This is a genomic window from Micromonospora sp. NPDC049101 (genome assembly GCF_040648675.1).
Lineage (GTDB): Bacteria > Actinomycetota > Actinomycetes > Mycobacteriales > Micromonosporaceae > Micromonospora.
Genome location: NZ_JBEZED010000020.1, coordinates 12117 through 32714, shown reverse-complemented (window position 1 = coordinate 32714; position 20598 = coordinate 12117). Strand labels below are relative to the sequence as shown.

General features: G+C 71.0%; 23 protein-coding genes. 11 read left to right on the top strand and 12 right to left on the bottom strand.

The annotated features are described in order from the left end of the window. The first annotated feature begins 166 nt into the window (after positions 1-166). The gene (locus tag AB0B57_RS25120; protein ID WP_357074488.1) at positions 167-2089 is read left to right on the top strand and encodes an anthranilate synthase family protein; all 1923 of its coding nucleotides are present in this window, start codon (positions 167-169) and stop codon (positions 2087-2089) included. A 158-nt stretch (positions 2090-2247) separates the two neighbouring features. Here the strand turns inward: AB0B57_RS25120 and wrbA are convergent, their stop codons facing one another. The 4 genes from wrbA to AB0B57_RS25100 form a co-directional block, all read right to left on the bottom strand. Then, positions 2248-2865, bottom strand: coding sequence for an NAD(P)H:quinone oxidoreductase (gene wrbA / locus AB0B57_RS25115; protein WP_357074485.1), 618 nt, complete (start codon positions 2863-2865; stop codon positions 2248-2250). 298 nt (positions 2866-3163) lie between these two features. Continuing rightward, positions 3164-3532: a DUF3037 domain-containing protein gene (locus tag AB0B57_RS25110; protein WP_357074482.1), complete on the bottom strand. Its 369-nt coding sequence runs from the start codon at positions 3530-3532 to the stop codon at positions 3164-3166. Beyond that, a complete protein-coding gene (locus tag AB0B57_RS25105) occupies positions 3529-4287 on the bottom strand; it encodes a HipA family kinase (RefSeq protein WP_357074479.1) in 759 nt (252 codons plus the stop codon). Before AB0B57_RS25105 ends, AB0B57_RS25110 begins: the two co-directional genes overlap by 4 nt. 64 nt (positions 4288-4351) lie before the next feature. Then, complete coding sequence (locus AB0B57_RS25100; RefSeq protein ID WP_357074476.1) at positions 4352-4744, bottom strand: hypothetical protein; 393 nt, start codon at positions 4742-4744, stop codon at positions 4352-4354. 163 nt (positions 4745-4907) lie between these two features. Between AB0B57_RS25100 and AB0B57_RS25095 the strand changes: the two genes are divergently transcribed. Next, positions 4908-6017: a winged helix DNA-binding domain-containing protein gene (locus tag AB0B57_RS25095; protein WP_357074473.1), complete on the top strand. Its 1110-nt coding sequence runs from the start codon at positions 4908-4910 to the stop codon at positions 6015-6017. A 57-nt stretch (positions 6018-6074) separates the two neighbouring features. On the opposite strand, the gene malQ is transcribed toward AB0B57_RS25095, so the two are convergent. The 5 genes from malQ to AB0B57_RS25070 form a co-directional block, all read right to left on the bottom strand. Then, positions 6075-8261, bottom strand: coding sequence for a 4-alpha-glucanotransferase (malQ, locus tag AB0B57_RS25090; RefSeq protein WP_357074470.1), 2187 nt, complete (start codon positions 8259-8261; stop codon positions 6075-6077). Between the two features lie 382 nt (positions 8262-8643). After that, positions 8644-9852: a sn-glycerol-3-phosphate ABC transporter ATP-binding protein UgpC gene (gene ugpC, locus AB0B57_RS25085; protein WP_357074467.1), complete on the bottom strand. Its 1209-nt coding sequence runs from the start codon at positions 9850-9852 to the stop codon at positions 8644-8646. Between the two features lie 10 nt (positions 9853-9862). Further along, positions 9863-10699, bottom strand: a complete 837-nt coding sequence (locus tag AB0B57_RS25080) for a carbohydrate ABC transporter permease (RefSeq protein ID WP_357074464.1) — start codon at positions 10697-10699, stop codon at positions 9863-9865. Between the two features lies 1 nt (position 10700). After that, positions 10701-11618: a sugar ABC transporter permease gene (locus AB0B57_RS25075; protein WP_357074705.1), complete on the bottom strand. Its 918-nt coding sequence runs from the start codon at positions 11616-11618 to the stop codon at positions 10701-10703. Between the two features lie 112 nt (positions 11619-11730). Further along, on the bottom strand, positions 11731-13017 hold the full coding sequence (locus tag AB0B57_RS25070) for an ABC transporter substrate-binding protein (RefSeq protein ID WP_357074461.1): 1287 nt from the start codon (positions 13015-13017) through the stop codon (positions 11731-11733). 346 nt (positions 13018-13363) lie between these two features. Between AB0B57_RS25070 and AB0B57_RS25065 the strand changes: the two genes are divergently transcribed. Genes AB0B57_RS25065 through AB0B57_RS25055 form a run of 3 tightly spaced genes read left to right on the top strand, consistent with a single transcriptional unit; the run spans position 13364 to position 14341 of the window. Next, on the top strand, positions 13364-13573 hold the full coding sequence (locus AB0B57_RS25065) for a hypothetical protein (protein ID WP_357074458.1): 210 nt from the start codon (positions 13364-13366) through the stop codon (positions 13571-13573). A gap of 49 nt (positions 13574-13622) precedes the next feature. Beyond that, the gene (locus AB0B57_RS25060) at positions 13623-13946 is read left to right on the top strand and encodes a hypothetical protein (RefSeq protein ID WP_357074454.1); all 324 of its coding nucleotides are present in this window, start codon (positions 13623-13625) and stop codon (positions 13944-13946) included. A gap of 8 nt (positions 13947-13954) precedes the next feature. Next, positions 13955-14341, top strand: a complete 387-nt coding sequence (locus tag AB0B57_RS25055) for a hypothetical protein (RefSeq protein ID WP_357074451.1) — start codon at positions 13955-13957, stop codon at positions 14339-14341. Between the two features lie 318 nt (positions 14342-14659). On the opposite strand, the gene AB0B57_RS25050 is transcribed toward AB0B57_RS25055, so the two are convergent. Then, positions 14660-14914, bottom strand: a complete 255-nt coding sequence (locus tag AB0B57_RS25050; protein WP_357074448.1) for a flavin reductase — start codon at positions 14912-14914, stop codon at positions 14660-14662. 275 nt (positions 14915-15189) lie between these two features. Here AB0B57_RS25050 and AB0B57_RS25045 point away from each other — a divergent pair, with 275 nt between their 5' ends. The 5 genes from AB0B57_RS25045 to AB0B57_RS25025 all read left to right on the top strand — a co-directional run bounded on the left by AB0B57_RS25045 (position 15190) and on the right by AB0B57_RS25025 (position 17923). Then, entirely contained in the window at positions 15190-15990 is an 801-nt protein-coding gene (locus tag AB0B57_RS25045; RefSeq protein WP_357074445.1) for a helix-turn-helix transcriptional regulator, read from the top strand. Continuing rightward, positions 15984-16166 carry a DUF397 domain-containing protein gene (locus AB0B57_RS25040; RefSeq protein WP_112583309.1) on the top strand — a complete coding sequence of 61 codons (183 nt, stop codon included), beginning with the start codon at positions 15984-15986 and terminating at the stop codon, positions 16164-16166. Before AB0B57_RS25045 ends, AB0B57_RS25040 begins: the two co-directional genes overlap by 7 nt. Before the next feature lie 111 nt (positions 16167-16277). Continuing rightward, a complete protein-coding gene (locus tag AB0B57_RS25035; protein ID WP_357074442.1) occupies positions 16278-16982 on the top strand; it encodes a VOC family protein in 705 nt (234 codons plus the stop codon). Positions 16983-17168: 186 nt separating this feature from the next. Continuing rightward, on the top strand, positions 17169-17600 hold the full coding sequence (locus AB0B57_RS25030; RefSeq protein ID WP_357074439.1) for a hypothetical protein: 432 nt from the start codon (positions 17169-17171) through the stop codon (positions 17598-17600). Between the two features lie 47 nt (positions 17601-17647). Continuing rightward, positions 17648-17923, top strand: coding sequence for a hypothetical protein (locus AB0B57_RS25025; protein ID WP_357074436.1), 276 nt, complete (start codon positions 17648-17650; stop codon positions 17921-17923). Positions 17924-17937: 14 nt separating this feature from the next. On the opposite strand, the gene AB0B57_RS25020 is transcribed toward AB0B57_RS25025, so the two are convergent. Continuing rightward, positions 17938-18726, bottom strand: coding sequence for a L,D-transpeptidase family protein (locus tag AB0B57_RS25020; protein WP_357074433.1), 789 nt, complete (start codon positions 18724-18726; stop codon positions 17938-17940). 348 nt (positions 18727-19074) lie between these two features. Next, the gene (locus AB0B57_RS25015; protein ID WP_357074430.1) at positions 19075-19785 is read right to left on the bottom strand and encodes an HAD family hydrolase; all 711 of its coding nucleotides are present in this window, start codon (positions 19783-19785) and stop codon (positions 19075-19077) included. 169 nt (positions 19786-19954) lie between these two features. On the opposite strand from AB0B57_RS25015, the gene AB0B57_RS25010 reads away from it, so the two are divergent. After that, positions 19955-20593: a hypothetical protein gene (locus AB0B57_RS25010; RefSeq protein ID WP_357074427.1), complete on the top strand. Its 639-nt coding sequence runs from the start codon at positions 19955-19957 to the stop codon at positions 20591-20593. Positions 20594-20598: the final 5 nt, after the last annotated feature.

Below are 20598 nucleotides of genomic sequence, written 5' to 3'. Positions count from 1 at the left end.
TAGGGTGGATCACATGCTCGCGCATCTGACCTGCTGGTGGCCCGCCAACCCGGCGGCCACCTTCCGCGCGTAGCTTCATCCACGCGGCCGCCATCGAGGCGGCCGCCGGTTCTCCCGGCCCGGATGGCCGCCCCGAACGGCGGCGCCCGGCCCCACGGAGACTCTGATGACCCACCTGACCGACCTGATCGCCGCCGTGACCAGCGGCGCCGACCCGGGCCCCTTCGCGCTGGCGCGCCGCGACGACGCCGACGAGCTGGAGTTGTTCACCGGCACCGTCGGCACCGTCGACCGTCTCGCCGACATCCCGCTGCCGCCGGGCATGCCGGGAGTGCGGACGTTGGCCCTGGTGCCGTACCGCCAGATCACCGAGCGCGGCTTCGCCTGCGTCGACGACGGTGCCCCGCTGGAGTGCCTCCAGATCCGCGAGCATCGGCGGATCGCGCTGGCCGACGCCCTCGCCGCGCTGCCCGACGAGCCGGTCCGCACCACCGACGCCGCCTTCGACGTCACCGACGAGGAGTACGCCGAGACCGTGCGGCGGGTGCTCGCCGAGGAGATCGGCCGCGGTGCGGGCGCGAACTTCGTCATCCACCGCACCCTGCACGCCACCGTGCAGGGCCGACCGCTGGTGGCCGCGCTGGCCGCGCTGCGCCGGCTGCTGGTCGCCGAGCGCGGCGCGTACTGGACGTTCGTCGTGCACACCGGCACCCGGACGCTCGTCGGTGCCAGCCCGGAGCGGCACGTGAGCGTCGACGACGGGCTGGTCATGATGAACCCGATCAGCGGCACCTTCCGACGCTCCGGTGACACCCCGGACCGGGCGGCGCTGCTGCGCTTCCTCGCCGATCCGAAAGAGGTCGAGGAGTTGTACATGGTGCTCGACGAGGAACTGAAGATGATGGCCACCGTCGCCGAGCACGGCGGCCAGGTGATCGGCCCGCACCTGAAGGAGATGTCGCACCTGGCGCACACCGAGTACCTGCTCGCCGGGCGGGGCACCCGCGACGTGCGGGAGGTGCTGCGCGAGACGATGTTCGCCCCGACCGTGACCGGCAGCCCGATGGAGAACGCCTGCCGGGTGATCGCCCGACACGAGGGCCGCGGCCGCAGCTACTACGCCGGTGTGCTCGCCCTGCTCGGCCACGACGAGGCCGGGCGGCAGACGCTGGACGCGCCGATCCTGATCCGTACCGCCGAGATCTCCCCCACCGGCCACCTGCGGGTGCCGGTGGGCGCCACCCTGGTCCGGCACTCCACGGCGGACGGCGAGGTGGCGGAGACCCACGCCAAGGCCGCCGGTGTGCTGGCCGCGCTGGGCCTCGGGCCGGCGGCGCCCGCCGGCGACGGCGGCCCGGTCGCGCGGCTGGCCGACGACCCGGAGGTACGCGACGCGCTGGCCGCGCGCAACGCGCCGCTGGCGCGGTTCTGGCTGGACCAGCGGGCACCGGACGCACCCGGGTTGCCCGGTCTGGTCGGCCGCCGCGTGTTGATCGTGGACGCCGAGGACACCTTCACCGGGATGCTGGCCCACCAACTGGGCGCGCTGGGCCTCGCGGTGAACCTGCGGCCGTGGCACGCGAGCGGCCCCGTCGACGGGTACGACCTGGTGGTGGTCGGCCCTGGGCCGGGCGACCCGGGCAGCCCGGCCGAGCCGAAGATGGCGGCGCTGCGGGGGTTGCTGGCCGAGCTGCTGGCGACCGGCCGTCCCACCCTCGCGGTCTGCCTGGGCCATCAGGTGCTGGCCGGGATGCTGGGGCTGGCGCTGCATCGTCGGGAGGCGCCCTACCAGGGGTTGCAGCGGGAGGTGTCGCTGTTCGGGCGGACCCGCCGGGTCGGGTTCTACTCCACCTTCACCGCCCGTGCGGAGGCCGACCGGCTGGTCACCGCGTACGGGCCGGTGGAGCTGGCCCGGGACCCGGGCGACGGCGCCGTGCACGCCCTGCGCGGGCGGGGCTTCGCCGGGGTGCAGTTCCACCCGGAGTCGGTGCTCAGCCCGGACGGGCTCGCGGTGCTCACCGAATTGCTGGGTGACCTGCTGCCGGCACCGCGCGCTGACGAGCTGTCCACCACGGGCGGGCGCGCATAGGGTCTGTGTCAAAGTCCTCGGTCGAGCTGGGCCCGCCGCAGGCCGGCCAGGGGCTTTGACACAGACCCTGGCCGTCCCGCCGCTGGGTAGGGCTGAATGGCGACCGGTGGCGTGGACGGGCCGAGAGCCCCCGCCCGTGCCACCGGTCGCTTCCGCCGTCAGCCGGCCATGCCCGCCTTCAGCGCGGCTCCCAGCAGCACGGCGCGTCGTGCGGTGAGCGCGCAGGCCCCCAGCGCCACGGCGTCCGGGGCGATCTCCCCGTTGTTGCTCGTGTGCGAGGCGCCGTACGGGTTGCCGGCGATGAACTGGCTGGTGTCGGTGTAACCGGGAGCGACCACCACCCCGCCCCAGTGGTAGAAGACGTTGAACAGCGAGGTCAGGGTGGTCTCCTGCCCGCCGTGCGCGGTCGCCGTCGAGGTGAAGGCGGCGTAGACCTTGTTGGCCAGCGCGCCCTGCGCCCAGAGCGGGCCGGTGGTGTCGATGAACTGCTTCAGCTGGGCCGCGATCATGCCGTACCGGGTCGGCGCACCCATGATCACCACGTCGGCCCAGGCCAGGTCGTCGACCATCGCCTCGGGCACGTCCTGGGTCTCCAGGTGGTGCGCCTGCCAGCCGGAGTTGGAGCGGATCGCCTCGTCCGGCGCCAGCTCGCGCACCTTGCGCAGCCGCACGTCCGCGCCGGCATCTCCGGCGGCCTCGCAGACGGCCTGCGCCATCTGGTACGTGATGCTGGTGGCGCTGTAGTAGATCACCGCTACCTTGGTCTGGGCAGCCATCAGATGTTCCCCTTCTCGTCTCGGGTCAGCTCCCGCGACTACCCGGTGGGGACGACCTCTAACGGCAGGGCGCACGGGCCCGTTTCGGTCCGTCCGGCTCAAGTTTTCCGCAACTTCCCGACTGTTTCGGTCCCCCGACGCGTACGGACCGCGATCCTGATGTCACCGGTGCCGGTGGTAACCAGCCGCCGCCCCGCACCGAGCACCTGAACGGGGGATCGCGCTCCGCCACCAACGGCGCTGGCGTAGCGCGATCAGGGGACCGGCCCGGCTGAGCACCGCCGCCGGCCGGCTCCGCTCAGCGAACCAGGGCCGCCATCAACCGGTCCAGCTCGGCCGCCGGATCGGCGGTGAGCCCGGTGTGCACCGGACCGGTCTGGATCATCGTGCTGCGCGGAGCGGCCAGCCAGTGGAACCGCTCACCGAGCCGCATCCGGGTCGCCGGCCCGTCGCCGGAGCAGGTCCGGTCCCAGGAGGAGAGCACCGCGGCCACCGCCGGCAGATCGACGTCGGGCGCCAGGGCGCGGACCCGGTCGGCGTCCAGATGTGTACGCGCGGCCAGGAAGTCACGCTGTTGGCAGTAGAGCAACACCCCGACGTTGATCTGTTCGCCGCGCTCGATGCGGGGCACCAGCCGGATCAGCGCGTACTCGAAGGGTTGCCTCATGCCGCGCTCCCCTGCGGCAGCCAGTCGGCGGTGCGGGCGACCCGGCGGGACAGGTGTTCCAGGTACGCGGCGCGGGCGGCGTCGGCCGTCTCGAAGTCGGCGGCGGTCAGCCACTCCGCCGGCACCAGGGCCAACACCTCGGTGAGCAACTCCGGGGTGACCCGGGGCGCCAGCTCGGCGTCGGCGTCGGCCAGCCGGGAGGCGAACGGCGCCAGCACGTGGTCCTCGGCTCGGTAGGCGCGGTGCACGGCCCTCTCGGCGCGCGGCCAGTTGTGGTGGAAGTACAGCGACGCGCCGTGGTCGATCAGCCACAACTCCCGGTGCCAGACCAGCAGGTTGGGGTTGCGCCAACTCCGGTCGACGTTCTCCACGTACGCGTCGAACCACAGCACCCGGGACGCCAGCACCGGGTCGACGGGGTGCGCCAACGGGTCGAAGCCCAGCGCCCCGGGCAGGAAGTCCATCCCCAGGTTGGCGCCGCCGCTGTTGCGCAGCAGCTCCTGCACCTCCTGGTCGGGCTCGGCCCGCCCGATGACCGGGTCGATGTCGAGCACGACCAGCGGGGGCACCCGCAGCTCCAACCGGCGGGCCAACTCGCCGCAGATCACCTCGGCGATCAGCGCCTTGGGCCCCTGGCCGGCGCCCCGGAACTTCGCCACGTACGTGCCCAGGTCGTCGGCCTCCACCACGCCCGGCAGCGACCCACCCTCGCGCAGCGGGGTGACGTAACGGATCGCGGTGACCTGGCGGAGCACGCCGCCCACCCTACTGGGGTCCGGGGCCGGGGCTGGCAGGTGTGCCGCCGACTCCCCGCCCGCGTCAGTCGAGCTTGTCGCGCAGCTTGTCGACCTGGGTCTGGAGCCGGTCCACCGCGTTCTCGTTGTTGACGAACGTGGAGATGCCCGCGGCCAGTCCGAGGCCGATCAGCACGGCCAGGATGCTCAGCACCAGGCCGCCGATCGACACGCCACGCCCGGTGACCCCGGGTCGGCGTGCCATCTTGAGGCCGACGATGCCGAGGATGATCCCGATGATGCCGAGCACCAGCCCCAACCAGGCGAGGATCGCCGTCAACACGCTGAAGAACCCGGCCACTCCGAACACCAGGGCGAAGGTGGCGGCGGCGCTCGTCTTGGCGCGGACGTCCCCTCGATGGCTCCGGGATCCGGCTGGTGCGCCGGCGCCCCGCACCGGCTCGCTTGCGGCAGTCATGAGAGTCCCTTCCGTACGCGCGGTGCGCGCACTTGCGCGAGCCGCTTTCCCCCGACGACAGCCCTTACGCCTCCCGTCGCGGACGTGTCGGTGGTCGGTTCTAGGCTGGCTGTCCAGCCAGGGGCTCTAGGCTGTCCGTCCAGCCTGGGAAGGGACCCCCCCGATGCCTGCCGACCTCAGCGCGGCCGACGCGCTGGCCCTGCGGATGACAAGCCTCCTGCTGCGCCCGCACCCGAGCACCCGACCCGCCGGCGTCGCCGAGGTGGTCGAGTGGTTCGGCGCGATGCAGGCACAGGACCTGGCCAGCGGCCTGTGGTCACTGGGCGCGCGGCTGCCCGGGCGGACCATCGGAGACGTGCAGGCGGCGTTGGAACGGCGCGAGGCCCTGCGCACCTGGCCGATGCGGGGCACCGTGCACCTCGTCCCACCCGCCGACGCCCGCTGGATGCTGGAGCTGACCGGCGTTCGCTCACTTGCCGGCGCGGCGACGCGTCGGGTGCAGCTCGGGCTGACGGACGCCGACGCCGACCGGGCGGTCGACGTCCTCGGCGCCGCGTTGGCCGGTGGCGGCCGGCTCACCCGGGCCCAGTGCCTGGCGACGCTGCGCGCGGCCGGGCTGGCCACCGACGGGCAACGCGGTTACCACCTGCTCTGGTATGCGAGTGTGCGCGGGGTGACCTGTGTGGCACCGAACGTCGGCACCGACCAGACCTTCGCCCTGCTCGACGAGTGGGCGCCCGACGCCCGCAAGCTGGAGCGGGACGAGGCGCTGACCCTGCTCGCCCACCGCTACGTACGCGGGCACGGGCCGGTCACCGCCCGCGAGTTCGCCGGCTGGAGCGGCCTCACCCTGACCGACGCCCGACGCGGGCTGGCCGCCGCCGACGACGTGCTGAGCACGGTCCGGGTCGACGGCGAGCCGATGCACATCGACGCGGCGCTGGCCGACGCACCGCGCACCTCGCTGGACGACGTGGTGGCGCTGCCCGGCTTCGACGAGTATCTGCTGGGCTACCGCGACCGCGCACTCATGCTCGACCCGGCGCACCAGGCGGCCGTGGTGCCGGGCAACAACGGCATCTTCCAGGCCACCGTGGTCCGTGCCGGCCGGGTGGTGGGCGTGTGGAAGCGCAAGGTTGGCCGGGCCGCGGTCACCATCACGATCCAACCGCTGACACCGACGGCGACCGTCGAGCGGGCCCGTGTCGAGCAGGCGCTTGAGCGCTACGCCGACTTTCTCGGGCTGCCTCCTCGCTTCGACTGGCTGACCTGAGCGCGCTCGTCAGTGATGGGCTGGCCTTGGTCCGGCCCGGGCTGGCCTGGTCGAGCGTCAGTCCTCGGGTGGGCGCGCCGCTTGTGCGTCACCCGATGGTGGGCGCGCCGGTCGCCCGTCACCCGATCGGGGGCGTGCCGTGGTGAGCAGGTCGACGACCCGGGCCACCCGCGGGTCGGTGCGGATCTGCGCCACGGTGGCCGGCAACGGCAACCGCCAGTTCGGGTATTCGTCGACAGTGCCCGGCAGGTTGGGCTGGCGCACCTCGCCCAGCACGTCGTAGAGGGAGACGCCGAGCAGCCGGGCCGGGCTTGCCCCGAGCGCGGCGTGCATCGCCACCACCACCTCGCCGTCGTCCGCCGTCGCGGCCAGCTTGCTCCGCGCCGGATCGGAGGGCGCGGCCGGCGCGGCCCGGTTGGTTGGCGCGGACAGCGTGGCGGGGTCGGGCGCCGCGGCCGGGTCGGTTGACGCAGCCAGGTCGAGCGGCGCGGCCGGGTCGGGCGGCGCGGACAACGCCGGTGCGGCCGGGCTGGTCGGCGCGGCCGGGTCGGGCAGCAGGCGCTCGGCCCGCAACATCGTGAGTAGGCGCTCCCGGTCCGCGACGGCGCGGGCCCGCTCCACCGCCGCGTCGGTGTCGAGCAGCTTCAAGTCGTCGCGGACCCGCACGTGCTCGCCGATCAGGAAGCCCGGTGCGGTCGGCAGGTCGTGGGTGGAGATCGTGGCGAGGGCGTTGCGCGGCCACCGGGCCGGCGGGACGAAGTCACCCTCGCCGTCGCGCGCGAACCACAGCACCGTCGAGCCGAGCATGTTGCGCCCGCGCAGCCCCCGGGTCACCGCCGGTTGGACCGTACCCAGATCCTCGCCGACCACCACGGCGCCGGCACGGTGCGCCTCCAGGGCGAGGATGCCGAGCATCGCCTCGGCGTCGTAGCGGACGTAGGTGCCCTCGGCGGCCCCGGCGCCCGGCGGCACCCACCACAGCCGCCACAGGCCGGCGACGTGGTCGACCCGTAGGCCGCCCGCGTGCCGCAGGGTTCGGCGCAACATGTCCCGGTACGCCGCGTACCCGGTGGCGGCGAGCCGATCCGGGCGCCACGTGGCGAGCCCCCAGTCCTGGCCGAGCTGGTTGAAGTCGTCGGGTGGGGCACCGACCCGCACGCCCTGGGCCAGCACGTCGGCGAGCTGCCACCCGTCCGCGCCGCCCGGGTCGATGCCGACGGCCAGGTCGTGCACGACGCCGACCGGCATCCCGGCCGCGCGGGCCGCCGCCGTGACGGCGTCGAGTTGTTCGTCGCACAGGTGTTGCAGCCAGGCGTGGAAGGCCACCCGGTCGGCGAGCTGGCGGCGTTGGTCGGCGACCGCCGGGGCGTCGGGGTGGTGCAGCTCCGCCGGCCAGGCCCGCCAGTCGTTGCCGTACCGCTCGGCCAGGGCGCACCAGGTGGCGAAGCTCGCCAGCGCCGGGTCCGCGGCGAGGTCGACCGGCTGGGCGTACGGGTGCAGCAACTCCAGGGCGTGCCGTTTGGTGGTCCACACCTCGTCGTAGTCGATCAGGTCACCACGGTCGGGGCGCAGGGCGTCGACCACTGTGCGGGTCGCCGGATCCGCCGCCCGGTACGCCGCGGTGTCGCTGACCCGCAGGTAGAGCGGGTTGACGAAGCGTCGGCTGGCGGGCGAATACGGTGATGCGGCCACCGGGTGCGCGGGCCCGACCGCGTGCAGCGGGTTGAGCAGCACCAGCCCGGCACCGGTGGCACCGGCCCACTCGGTGAACTCGGCGAGGTCGCCAAGGTCGCCCATGCCCCAGGAGCGGTCCGAGGTGAGCGCGTAGAGCTGGAGCATCCAGCCCCAGGTGCGCGGCGGCACGGGCAGCCGGCGGGGCACCACCACCACTGTCACGTCTCGGCCGGCACAGGCCAGCCGGTGCCAGCCCAGCGGCAGGTCCACCGGCAGCTCGCCGTCGACCGCGCGGCGGCCACCGTCTTCCAGGGTCACCACCCCGGGGCCGGGCAGTGCCCGGGTTGCGCCGTGGGTGAGCACGACAGTCTCCGGCAGCGTGCCGCGGTCGACCGCACGGGCGGCGGCGAGCGCGTCGGCGATGGCCGCCGGGCTGGTGGCGTCCACGCCGAGCAGGCCGAGCACGCCCACCACGGTCTCCGGTGCGACCTCGACGCGGCGGTGCCGCCAGTCCTCATACCAGGTGGACACCCCGTGCGCCTTGGCCAGCGCAGTCAGTCGTCGGTCCATCCCGCCCCCCGCCTCACGATGCGACCTCCGACCACCTTGCCACGACCGGCGGCGCGGCGCAGGACACGGACGGGGCCGGCGGGTCAACCCGGGACAGGGAGTGCCCGATCGGGGAGCGGGTTGGGCCCGGCTTGGCGATCATGGAGTTGTGGTGCCGACTTTGGGGGTTTTACGGGCGTTCTGTTACCCACCACAACTCCATGATCGGCGAGGCAAGTGCTGGTTGGCGAACAGCCGTTCCGCCTAACGCAACGGCGTTGTCCTTTTTGTAGCGGCATCCCGCGCGACCGACACCACTACCACAACGATCGAGCACGATCTTCACGCCGGATGCGGTCGCACGCGGGGACGCGCTGACGCGCCGGGCGCGTCAAGGCCACTGTCAGTCGGCCAGCGCGCCGGCCGCCCGCCCCTCGCGCAGGGTCAGGTTGCGGCCGGTGGCCGGGTCGAACAGGTGGATCTTCTCCAGGTTGAACCAGACCCGGCGCGACTGCCCCTCGGCGACCGGCGACTCCGCGGACAGGCGGGTCACCAGGTTGCCGCCGCCACCGGCGAAGTCGGCGGCACCGGCGTCGGCGGCCAACTCCTCCAGCTCGGCGGCGGTGGCCTTCTCGCCCTCCACGGTGAAGTAGACGTACTTGTCCGAGCCCATCGACTCGACGATGTCGACAGGCGCCTCGAACTCCATGCCCCGGCGGCGGGTGTCGTCGTCGACAAGTTCGGCGTCCTCGAAGTGCTCGGGGCGGATGCCGAGGATCAGCTCGCGGGGCGCGTCGGCCGCCTCCAACTCGCGGCGGATCCGGTCGCCGAGCGGCACGTCACCCAACGCGGTGTGCAGCCCGCCCTCCTGCACGGCGGCGTGCAGGAAGTTCATCGACGGCGAGCCGATGAAGCCGGCCACGAAGAGGTTGCGCGGGTGGTCGTACAGCTCCTGCGGAGGACCGACCTGCTGCACCGCACCCCCGCGCATGATCACCACCCGGTCGCCGAGGGTCATCGCCTCGGTCTGGTCGTGGGTGACGTAGACGGTGGTCGTGCCGAGCTGCTTCTGCAACCGCGACACCACCGTCCGCATCTGCACCCGCAGCTTGGCGTCGAGGTTGGACAGCGGCTCGTCCATCAGGAACGCCTTGGGCTGGCGGACGATCGCCCGGCCCATCGCCACCCGCTGGCGCTGCCCGCCGGACAGGTTGGCCGGCTTACGGTCCAGCAGTGCGGTCAACTCCAGCACCTTGGCCGCCTCGTCGACCTTCTGGTTGATGGTCTCCTTGTCCAGCTTCGCCAGGCGCAGCGGGAACGCCATGTTCTCCCGCACGGTCATGTTCGGGTAGAGGGCGTACGACTGGAACACCATCGCGATGTCCCGGTCCCGGGGGGCCTTGTCGTTGACCCGCTGGCCACCGATGCGCAGCTCGCCGGAGCTGATGTCCTCCAGGCCGGCGATCATGTTGAGGGTGGTGGACTTGCCGCAGCCCGAGGGGCCGACCAGGATCACGAACTCGCCGTCGGCGATCTCCAGGTCGACGTCCTGCACGGCGACGGTCCCGTCCGGGAAACTCTTGCTCACCTTGTCGAGCACGATGTCAGCCATGACTACCCACCTATCCCTTGACTGCGCCGGAGGTCAGGCCGGACACGATGCGGCGCTGGAAGAAGAGGACGAACAGGATGATCGGTACGGTGATCACCACGGCGGCTGCGCAGATCGCCCCGGTGGGGTCCTCGAACTGCGACGCGCCGGTGAAGAACGACAGCGCGGCCGGCACCGTGCGGGACCGCTCGGTGGAGGTCAGCGAGATGGCGAACAGGAAGTCGTTCCAGCAGAAGATGAACACCAGGATCGCCGTGGTGAACAACCCGGGCGCGGCCAGTGGCGCGATCACCCGGCGGAACGCCTGGGCCTGGGTCGCGCCGTCCATCTTGGCGGCCTTCTCCAGGTCCCACGGGATCTGCTTGAAGAACGCCGACAACGTGTAGATCGCCAGCGGCAGAGCGAAGGTGATGTACGGAACGATCAGCCCGAGCCAGGTGTCGAAGATGCCGATCGTCCGCTCGATCTCGAACAGCGGCGACACCAGTGACACCTGTGGAAACATCGCGATCAGCAGGGAGACGCCGACCAGCACCTTCTTGCCGGGGAAGTCCAGCCGGCTGATCGCGTACGCGGCCATCGCGCCGAGCACCACGGCGATCAGCGTGGCGATCAGGGCGATGCCGATGGAGTTGGCGAGTGCCCGGACGAACTGGTCGGTGTCGAAGATCGTCTTGTAGTTGTCGAGGGTCCACTCCCGAGGGATGAACTTCCCGTCGGTGAGGGTGGCCGGCGTCTTGAACGACAGCGACGCGATCCACAGCACCGGGACGAGCGCGAAGACGACCACGACGACGTCCAGCAGACCCCAGCGCAGCTTGGCCCGGGTGGTGGTTTCGACAGCCATGTCAGCGCCTCTCCCCGTCGTCGCTGCCGGGGGCAGCGGTGCCGAACAGCTTCACGAAGATGAACGCGATGATCGCCACCGTGATGAAGATCAGCACCGACATCGTCGAGCCGATGCCGAGGTTGAGGCCCCGGATCAGGTTGTTGTAGGCGAGCATCGACACCGACGACGTCTCGTTGCCACCGGCGGTCAGCACGAAGATGTTGTCGAAGACGCGGAACGCGTCCAGGGTGCGGAACAGCAGGGCGACCAGGATCGCCGGCTTCATCACCGGCAGCATCACCTTGGTGAACTTCTGCCAGGCGGTGGCACCGTCGGTGGAGGCCGCCTTGAGCAGGTCCTCCGGCACCAGCGCCAGCCCGGCCATCAGCAGCAGCGCCATGAACGGCGTGGTCTTCCAGATCTCCGCGAGCATGATGATCGCCAGTGAGCTGGCCCGCTCGGTGAGGGGCGCGCCGTCACTGAACAGATCGGCCAGGTAGCCGGTGCCGGGCGTCCAGGCGTACCGCCAGGAGAACGCCGCGACCACGGTGACGATCCCGTACGGGATGAGCGCCGAGGTGCGCACGATGCCCCGCCCGACAAGCGTGCGGTGCATGATGATCGCCAGGCCCATGCCGAGCACCAACTCGACGGCCACGGTGACCACCGTGATCAGCGCGGTGACCCCGAACGCGGTCCACCAGAACTCGTTGCTGAGCACGGTGACGTAGTTGTCCAGCCCGATGAACTCGCGCTGGTCGGGAAAGCGCAGGTCGTAGCGCTGCAACGACAACCAGACCGAATAGATGATCGGGTACGCGGTCACCAGGATCATGACCAGCGCGGCGGGTGCGCAGAGCAGCCAGCCCAACCTGCGTTCGGATTTCTTGTTCGCGCTCAGTGGCGGCTTACGGCGACCACCACGTTGGGTGGGCACGGCGGCGCGCTGGTCGTCGGTCTTCTCCGGGGTCTCGGTGGTGGCGGGCCGAGTCACGGTGTCACCTCTTCTCGCGACTGCGGGGCTCGCAAAACCGGCTCACTCCTCGCGCTCACGGCAGCACCCCCTTCGACTGGAGGGCGTCGGCGATGGCGCCGCGCAGCTCGTCGGCGGTCTGCTGGGGACGGATCGCCGACGGCGGCGACAGGATCGCCGACATCACGGTGGAGATGCTCTGGTACGCCGGCGTCAGGGGACGGGTCGCCGGCTCCTTCAGCTCTTCCAGGATGGTGTCCTTCATCGGGTACGCCTCGGTCATCTCCGGGTCCTCGAAGACCGCCTCGATGGTGGGTGGCACGCCGTCGTTGATGGCGGAGAACTTCTGGTGCTCGGGGTTGCGGATGCACCGGGCCGCCTCGAAGGACAGCTCCGGGTGCTTGGAGTAGGAGCTGATCGCGAGGTTGACCCCGCCGATGGTGACCTTGCTCGGGGTGCCCTCGTCGATGCCGGGAATCCGGGCCCAGCCGACCTGCTTGGCCAGCTCCGGGTTGGCTTCCTGCAGGGCCGGGTAGACGAACGGCCAGTTCACCTGGAACGCGCCCGAGCCGGACTGGAACTCCAGCCGGACCGGGTCCTCGGTGGCGTTGCTGAACGACGGCGAGGTCACGCCCGACGTGGCGAACTTCTTCAGTTGCTCCAGCGCCCGGACCGTGCCGTCGTCCATCACGGCCTTCGTGCCGTCGTCGTTGAGGATCTTTCCGCCGGCGCTCTCGGCCAGGGTGTTGTAGAGGACGACCAGACCCTCGTACTGGGCGCCCATGGTGAGCACCTGGTACGGCTTGCCCTGGTCCTTGAGTTGCTGGGCCGCGCTGATCATCTGGTCCCAGGTGGTCGGCGGCTGCGGCACCAGATCCTTGCGGTACCAGAGCAGTTGGACGTTCGTGTTCTTCGGTGCGGCGTACAACTTGCCCTGATAGCGGGCGGTGTCCAGCGGCCCGGCGAGGGTGCCCTGCTCGACCTCGGCCTTGTCCTGGCCGGTCCACTCGCGGATCCAGTCGGCGCTGGCGAACTCCTGGGTCCAGGTCACGTCCAGCCCCAGCAGGTCCATTCCGCTGTCCTCGGCGGCCAGCCGGCGCACCATCTGCACCCGCTGGTCGTCGGCCTGCCGGGGCAGCACCTGGTAGGCGATCTCGTACCGCCCCTGGGCCTGCGCGTTGCAGTCGTCGACGACCTTCTTGAGGTTCTGCTCGGGCGGGTAGTACAGGTTGATCGTCGGTGGGCCGCCATCGTCGCCCGCGCCGCACGCGGCGAGCGGTGCGACAAGCGCCAACGCGGCGGCCGCCGCGCCCAGCCGCACAATCGGTCGGCGTCGGTGTCGTGCCGTTTCGGGGTCCGTCATCGCCCTCCCCCTCTCTTCGGCGGAAAACCGGGGAGGGCATCCGTGCCCCGGCGCACGGCGAGTCATCTCCGAGCCGACGAGCTGCGAAAACGCCACGGTCCGGATGCTCTGTGCGGCTACTCTGCCCCACCCGCGAAGTCGCGAAACCTGGCTGTCACAACCGAGGTCTGCGCCGCGCGCCGCCGCCGTCACCCCACGCCGGCAGGCCGAGGCGCAGGACGTGCGACGCCGCACGTCGATGCCCCGATCGTGATCGACTCGGCTTCCTGAAAGTCGCGCTGTCACCGCGCCAGGGAAACCGCGCCTTTCAGAAAGCCGAGTCGATCAAGCGCCGGGATACGTCCTCGTGCCGGCGGCCGGCATCGTCGTCACGCCGATCACCGTCGGCTTCGCCTGGGCCACCGACTACAGCACGGCACCGGCAGTGGTGGTCGCGGAGATCGCCATGGTCCTGGCCGCGCTCGCGGGTGCCACGATGTTGGCGCGTCGCCTGTCACTGCGCGAGGGCCGGCCCGCCTCCGACACCTCGCACGCCACCACGGTCAAACCCGCCTGACGGTACGAGCAACACCCGCCCTGGAGTATGACAGGTGTAAGCTCTGCGTATGACAGAGCCTCAGCGCCGCTTCACGATCTCCGTTCCTCCGGACGTGAGTCAGATCCTGGAGAGCCAGGGCAACCGCATGGCCAGTGCCTACGTCACCGAGTCGGTGCGCCGTCGCCGACGGGTGGAGCAGCACAGGGAGTTGTTGCTCACCGCCGGCATCCACGTCACCGAGCAGGGTGTGGCAGAGGCGCGGGCTCGCCGCCTGGGCGTGGACGCCGAGTGGTCCCCGGAGCGGTTCGAGGCCGAGCGCGCCAAGATCCGCGCCGCGATGGCGGCCGAGATGAACGGCGACGACGACGCTCCCGCCGCCGACGCCGCATGACCTCGGAGATGACGCCATCTGTCCGGCTGATCCTGGACCGGTCGGCTCTGCTCGGCTACGCCGTCCTCCGGACGGTGCACGTGGGCGAGCCCGTCCACGAGGTGATCGAGGACGGGGTGCGGTTCGGGGTGCCGGTGGTGGCAGCGACCGAAGCGTTGACCATCGCGACCGGCAAGGATCTGGCGCTGCTGCACAAGTTGCTGGCCCTGACCTCCTGCGCGCTGCTGCCCGAGCGGGCGGAAGATCTGCCGGAGCTGACCTTCTGGCAGCGCAGGACCCACCGCTTCGACCTGGCCGCCGCCGCTGTGGCGGGCCTGACCCATGACTCCGCGGTACTGACAAGTGAGGGCCCCGGCTACACCGACGGGGTGCCGCTGATCCACTTCCCGGGATGACCGACGGCGGGCCGAGCATCAGCCCCGGGCTCTCGGCCGGGAGAGAACCCGCTCGGCCATCCTGGGCAGCGGGTGGAGCTGGGTGAGCAGTGCCGACCAAAGACGATCAACCTCGAAAACGGAGATCTTGGACATTTTCCGTTCGGGCAAAACGGAAAATGTCCAAGATCTACCCGAAGAGGTCCTGCGCCCGCCGGCAGCCGACCGAGCTGATCAAGGAAGTGGCGACGTCATGGACATGCTGACCTCTCAATGGCGGAAGTCGACCAGGTCCGGCGGCAACTTCCCGGGATGACCCACGGCCAGCCCAGAGCGACGTCAGCCCCGGGCTCTCGCCCAGGAGAGGAAGCGCTCGGTCATCCGGGCCGGCGGGTGGTCCGGGTGGAGTTGGGTGAGCTGGGCCGTCGCCTCGGTCATGAGAGTGCCGAGGTAGATGAGCAGCGCGGTCCTGTTGGTCCGGTACTCCGACAGCAGGGTGAGCTTCGCCGGCTGACAGGGCCATTCGCTGCCGCAGCTACGGCACCGCCACAGCGGACGCATGGCGACGTGCGGGACGGGCGGCCGGACCACCATCACCGCCACCCCGCGATGTGGTGGTGATCTGTCGGGCTCAGCACATCGACCTCCTCGGCGGCGGGAAGGGGCCGCTCCCGCAAGGGGGTGACGGGAGCGGCCCGGGCAGAGCCCGCCGCCGCCATCCCCGGCCACCAGCGAGCCCGCCACTGGTGACAGTTTGCGATGACCCGACTACGGTCGATACGTGCTCGCGACATCCGTGCAGGTCAAGGGCCCGGTCGAGCAGCCACGAAGGACACGCCGGTTCAGCTTGGGCAGGGATTGGGGATTCGATGGGCAACGTCACCGATTACGTGTTGGAGGAGCTGCGTCTGTTCCGCGCGGGGCTCGGGCTCAGTCAGGACGACTTCGGCAGGGGCATCGGCTATTCCGGCTCGCACGTCAGCTCGGTGGAGACCGGCGGACGAGCCCCCACGAAGGAGTACACGCGGGCCATCGACACCCACCACCCGACCGAGGGACGCTTCCAACGCATGGTGGAGAAGCTGGCCCGGCTCGACGCCGAGCCGGCCTGGCTGCGCGAGTGGATCGAGTTCGAGCGGGAGGCGACCACGCTGCGCTGGTTCGAGTTGGCGTACGTGCCGGGTCTGCTCCAGACCGAGCGGTACGCGCGGGCCACGCTGGCCGGTGGTCGGTTCGACGCCGAGGACGTGGACCGGATCGTCGCCTCCCGGCTGGAGCGGCAGGCGATCCTGCAACGGTCACGCCCGCCGCAGCTCATCGCCGTCCTGGACGAGGCGGTGCTGCGCCGGCCGGTGCTCGACCAGCCGGGGCTTATGGTCGAGCAGTGCGAGCACCTGGCGCAGTTGGCGACGGCGGAGCACATCCAGGTGCACATCGTGCCGGTGGATGCGGGAATGTATCTGGGGATGGCCGGGCAGTTCATCATTGCCGAGATGCCCGACGGTGAGCGGGTGGCTCACGCCGACAACCAACTCAACGCGCAGTTCGTCGATGCGCCGACCGAGGTCGCTAAGCTGGCGAAGACGTGGGAGATCGTGCGGAACGAGGCGCTCCCCCGCCGGCAGTCAACCGAGCTGATCAAGGAAGTGGCGAAGTCATGGACATGCTGACCCCACAGTGGCGCAAGTCGACCAGGTCCGGCGGCAACGGCGGGTCCTGCGTGGAGGTCGCCGACAACCTGCCGAGCGTGGTGCTGGTGCGTGACACGAAGGACCGCGACGGCGGCACCCTGCACGTCGACCCGACGGCCTGGAAGGCCTTCGTCGCGTACGCCAAGCAGCACTGAACGCAGGCTCGGTCACCCGGGCCTGGGAAATTGGACAGTTTCCGTCCTGCCCGGACGGGAGCTGTCCAAAATCCACCTGACCCAGCGGCGATGCGGGCCAACAATGCTGGAATGACGATCGCGCGCTTCAAGGATCTCTGTCTGGACGCCACCGACGCAGTCGCCCTGGGCGGGTTCTGGGCCCGGGTGCTCGACGGTGACGTGGCCGACGCCGGCGAGGACGACACCCGGGTGGACCCCCGCTCGGCACGCTCGGACGCCGAGTCGATCTGGGTGAACAAGGTTCCCGAACCACGGCTGGGCAAGACCCGCGTACACCTGGATCTGCGGTTGGCCGACGCGGACCCGGCGGCGTTGCTCGCGGCCGGCGCACGGCTGGTTCGCGAGCCGGCCGGCGAGGCCACCTGGTGGGTGCTCGTCGACCCGGAGGGCAACGAGTTCTGCGCCTTCCCGGCTCGCGAGGGCACCGCGCCGGGCCCGTTCGAGCTGGTCGTCGACTCGGCCGACCCGGTCGCCCAGGCGACCTGGTGGGCCGGTGTGGTCGGCGGCACCGTCGAGGACGAGCCGAACCACGCCTGGGTCACCGGCGCGACCGGGTTCCCCTGGGCCTACTGGGTCTTCGTCGGGGTGCCCGAGCCCAAGACGGTCAAGAACCGGCTGCACTGGGACGTCGACCTGGCCGACCCGGAGCCCACGGCGCTTGTCGACGCGGGCGCGACACTGCTGCGCGAGCCCCACGCACAGGCCCGCTGGTGGGTGCTGGCCGACCCGGAGGGCAACGAGTTCTGCGCCTTTCCGCCGCGCCCCATCGGATGACCGGCCGACTACCGGGCGCGGGCGGCATCGACTAGCGTTTTCGTAACGCCGCAGCCAGCGCGCTCGCCGCCGCCGTCGACACGCCTCCGGCCGACCCCATGCCTGCCCGATCGGTTGGTAATCGCGGGAACGTCCCACCGCCGCTCCCCCGGTTCGGCAGGATCGTCCCAACGAGGAGGTGCCGTCGTGCAGGACACCCGCGCTCTCGCCCTGACGTTCGAGGTGAGCGGCCTGCCACCGGTCAAGACCGAAGCGTTGTCCATCTTCGCGGCCGGGCACCGGCAGGCGACGAGGGTCCGCGCCCTGCTCCAGTCCGCTCTCACGGCGGCTCAGCACACCGGCTGGACGCCGTTGCGCGGGCCGATCGAGGTGGATCTGGTCCTGCGGTGCCCGCCCGGGCACCGGACGGCCGACGCCAGCACCCTGCTCGGCGGCGTCTGCGCCGTGTTGCAGGACAAGAGGCGGGTGACGTCGATCGGCCTCAGCCACCTCGGGGTGCTGGTGGACGTCGCCCTCTACGACGACGACCGGCAGATCCGCCGCCTGTCGTACCACGAGGAGCCGGCGGAGGAATTTTCTTACCAGGTACGGGTCGCCGCCGTACCGGACGGGGTTTGACCGACGGCCGCGGTGGGGTATCGCGGACGCCGACGAAGGGAGCACCGATGTCGGAGCCACATGTCACGCTCGACCCACGCGGGCTCGACCCTGTGCAGCAGAAGCTGCGCGGCCCGCTGGAGGAGCAACTGACCTCGGCGCTTCAGGCTGCCACCGACCGGGTCCGCGCCCACTACGGTGGCGAACCGGTCGAGCAGGTCTGCCAGCGGCTGTTGGAGGAGACCCGCTCCGGGTTGCATCCCGACATCGCGGCCGGGTTCAACCCGGACATGGACGAGTTCTGCCGGGTGGCGGTGTCGATCGTCCGCGGCGGGGCCTCCTGAGGGCAGACCCCTGATCAGTACCGGTCGAGCTGGGCGTACGGGCTGAGCACGATGCGCGGCGAGAGGGCCGGGTCCAGCCAGTTGAGCACGCCGACCAGGTGGTCGTGGGCGAGCGAGACGCAGCCGGCCGTGGCGTTGCCGGCGCTGAGCCGGAACTCGTGCAGGAAGATGCCGCTGCCCGCGTTGGGGATCGGGGTCGGCACGTTCGGTGGCATGTTGTAGGTGATCACCGCGAAGTGCGTGTACGACGGGATCTCCTGCCACAGCGCCTCGCTGGCCCCACCCGGGTCGGTCGCGCTCTGCTGGAAGGTGTTGTAGCGCGGGGACGACGGGTTCTCGTTCCACCAGTCACCGCTGACCAACCGGTGGTAGGGGTATCGCACACCCGGGTTGGCGGCGATGCCGTACATGGTGGGGCCGATCGAGTAGACACCGGTGGGGGTCGTCGGCACGCCCTCCACGTGGTTGTCGGTGAACCCCTTGGAGCCGATGCGGGCGGGCAACGCCGCCGAGGCCGGCCGCCAGCGACCCCGGATCCACGCGTACGCCTCAAGGGTGGCGTAGTTGGTGGTGTAGCTGGTCGCGCCGACCACGATCACCTGTTGGGTCTGCGGCGGCAGGGTGGTCAACCGGGCGGCCAGGTTGGGGCGCGGCGTGGTCGGCCGGGGGCTGCGGCGCACCGGTGGGGTGGTGCCCCCGGGCGGCGGCGGCCGGGTCGCGCCGAGCGCGGGAGCCGTCGACGCGAGCAGGGTCGGCGCCGCCAGACCAGCGGCGGTGCCGAGCAGGAGGGATCTGCGCTTCATCCGGTCATCCTGACAGTCGAACCGACGTACGGTCTGCCCCGCTCACCGGGTCCGGTCGATCCGTGGCCGGGTCAGGGCCGGATCCGCAACTACCCTGCCCTGACCCTCGGCCGTCCGGATGATGGGAGCGGACAGCTCCGGCACTCAGCTCCACGGTGCCAACCGCCGAACGCCGGCGCTTACGGCACGTACCCCGCCGAGCCGCGAGCGCCGGCCCAGGCTAGGCCGGTCCGAACCGGGCGGACAAGCCGCGCGGGGCGAGCGACGGCGCGACTGACCTCAGGGTAAAAATCAGGCAAGTCGGCGTAACGCGACCATGATCGCGGACGCTGTTCGCTGTCGGTACGCTCAGAAGTGCCGCAGCAGGTCGCGGAACGCGGCGAGGCGCAACACACCGCCGTCGGTGGGGTCCAGTTCGTCGTTCTCCAGGACCCACGTGTTCTCGTTCGGGATGAAGACCGCGTTCAGCCCGGCCGCGCGTGCCGGCAGGATGTCCGACTTCGGGGAGTTGCCGATCATCCAGGCGCGCGACGGTTCGAGGCGGTGTTCCCGGATCAACCACCGGTACGTCTCGACGTCCTTCTCGGCGACGATGTGCGCGGCCCGGAAGTGGTGCAGCAGCCCGCAGGCGTCCAGTTTGCGCTGCTGGTCCGCCTGGTCGCCCTTGGTGAGCAGCAGCAACTCGTGCCGGCCGGCCAGCTCGTCGAGCGCGTCGGCCACCCCGGGCATCAGCTCCACCTGGTGCTCGACCAGGGCGACCGCCAGGCGTTCGATCTCCTGCCGCTCGGAGTCGGTGGCCGGTCGTTCGCGCAGCCGTTCCAGGCACTCCGCCAGGCTGCGCAGGAAGACCTTGCTGCCGTAGCCGTGGGCCACCGTGTTGGCCCGCTCGATGTCGTCGAGGATCAGCCGGATCTCCGTGCGGTCCAGTGTGGGGTGGTCGAGCCACTCCAGAAAATCGTTGATCACCTGCTCGAAGACGACGTTGTTCTCCCACAACGTGTCGTCCGCATCGAAGATCAACGCCTGCGCCTGCCGTCGCGCCGCCTCGCCGTCGGTCATACCGTCCCCTCCCCGTGCTGTCGCCGCCCAGTCGAAGGGACAGGATAGGCGGGAGATCGACGCTGGGTTCCGGACTTTTCCGTGAACCGTCTCGGCCCGGCGTTCGTCTGGAGTGCGGAATGGATTCCTGGCGGCCGCGAGGTTCGGGACAGCTCATGAGGAGCACGACGTGATCACGATTAAGTGGGTTGCCGGCGCGGCGCTGCTGGCGTGCACCGGTGCGCTGGTGGCCTGCGGGGCCGACGCCGACAAGGCGCCGACCACCGGGGCGGGCACGCCGACACCGTCGGGCGCCGTGGCGGGCACGCCGACGCCCCCGGCGGGGAAGCCGTCACCGACGATCGCGACAGACCCCCTGCTGTCCGGCAAGCGCGAGATCACGATGCTGCGGGTGCAGGGGTCCGGCGACGCACTGGAGCTCAGCGGTCGACTCGAGGAGGGCGGCGACACCGGCGGACGCGTCCTGTTCGTTCCGGTGCCGATCGGCGACGACAGGTACGTGATCAAGGCTTTCGGCACGAAGGACGACCACCCGGCCAACGACGACCCGTCCTGCTGGGCGGTGAACGCGCTGGACATCGAGCCCGAGCTGACCATCGACGCCGCCATCTGCGACGTGGACGACCCGATCCAGCGGTTCACCATCCTCGCCCAGGGCAACGGCACGTACGCGATCCGCAGTGAGAACCGGTTTCTTCAGCACCTCGCCGGCAACGGTCTGATCCTCAAGGAGTTGGGTAACAGGCCGCTGGGCACCACGTTCCGGTTCGTCGACAAGGGGCCCCACGACCGCGAGCCCCTCAACTGACCACG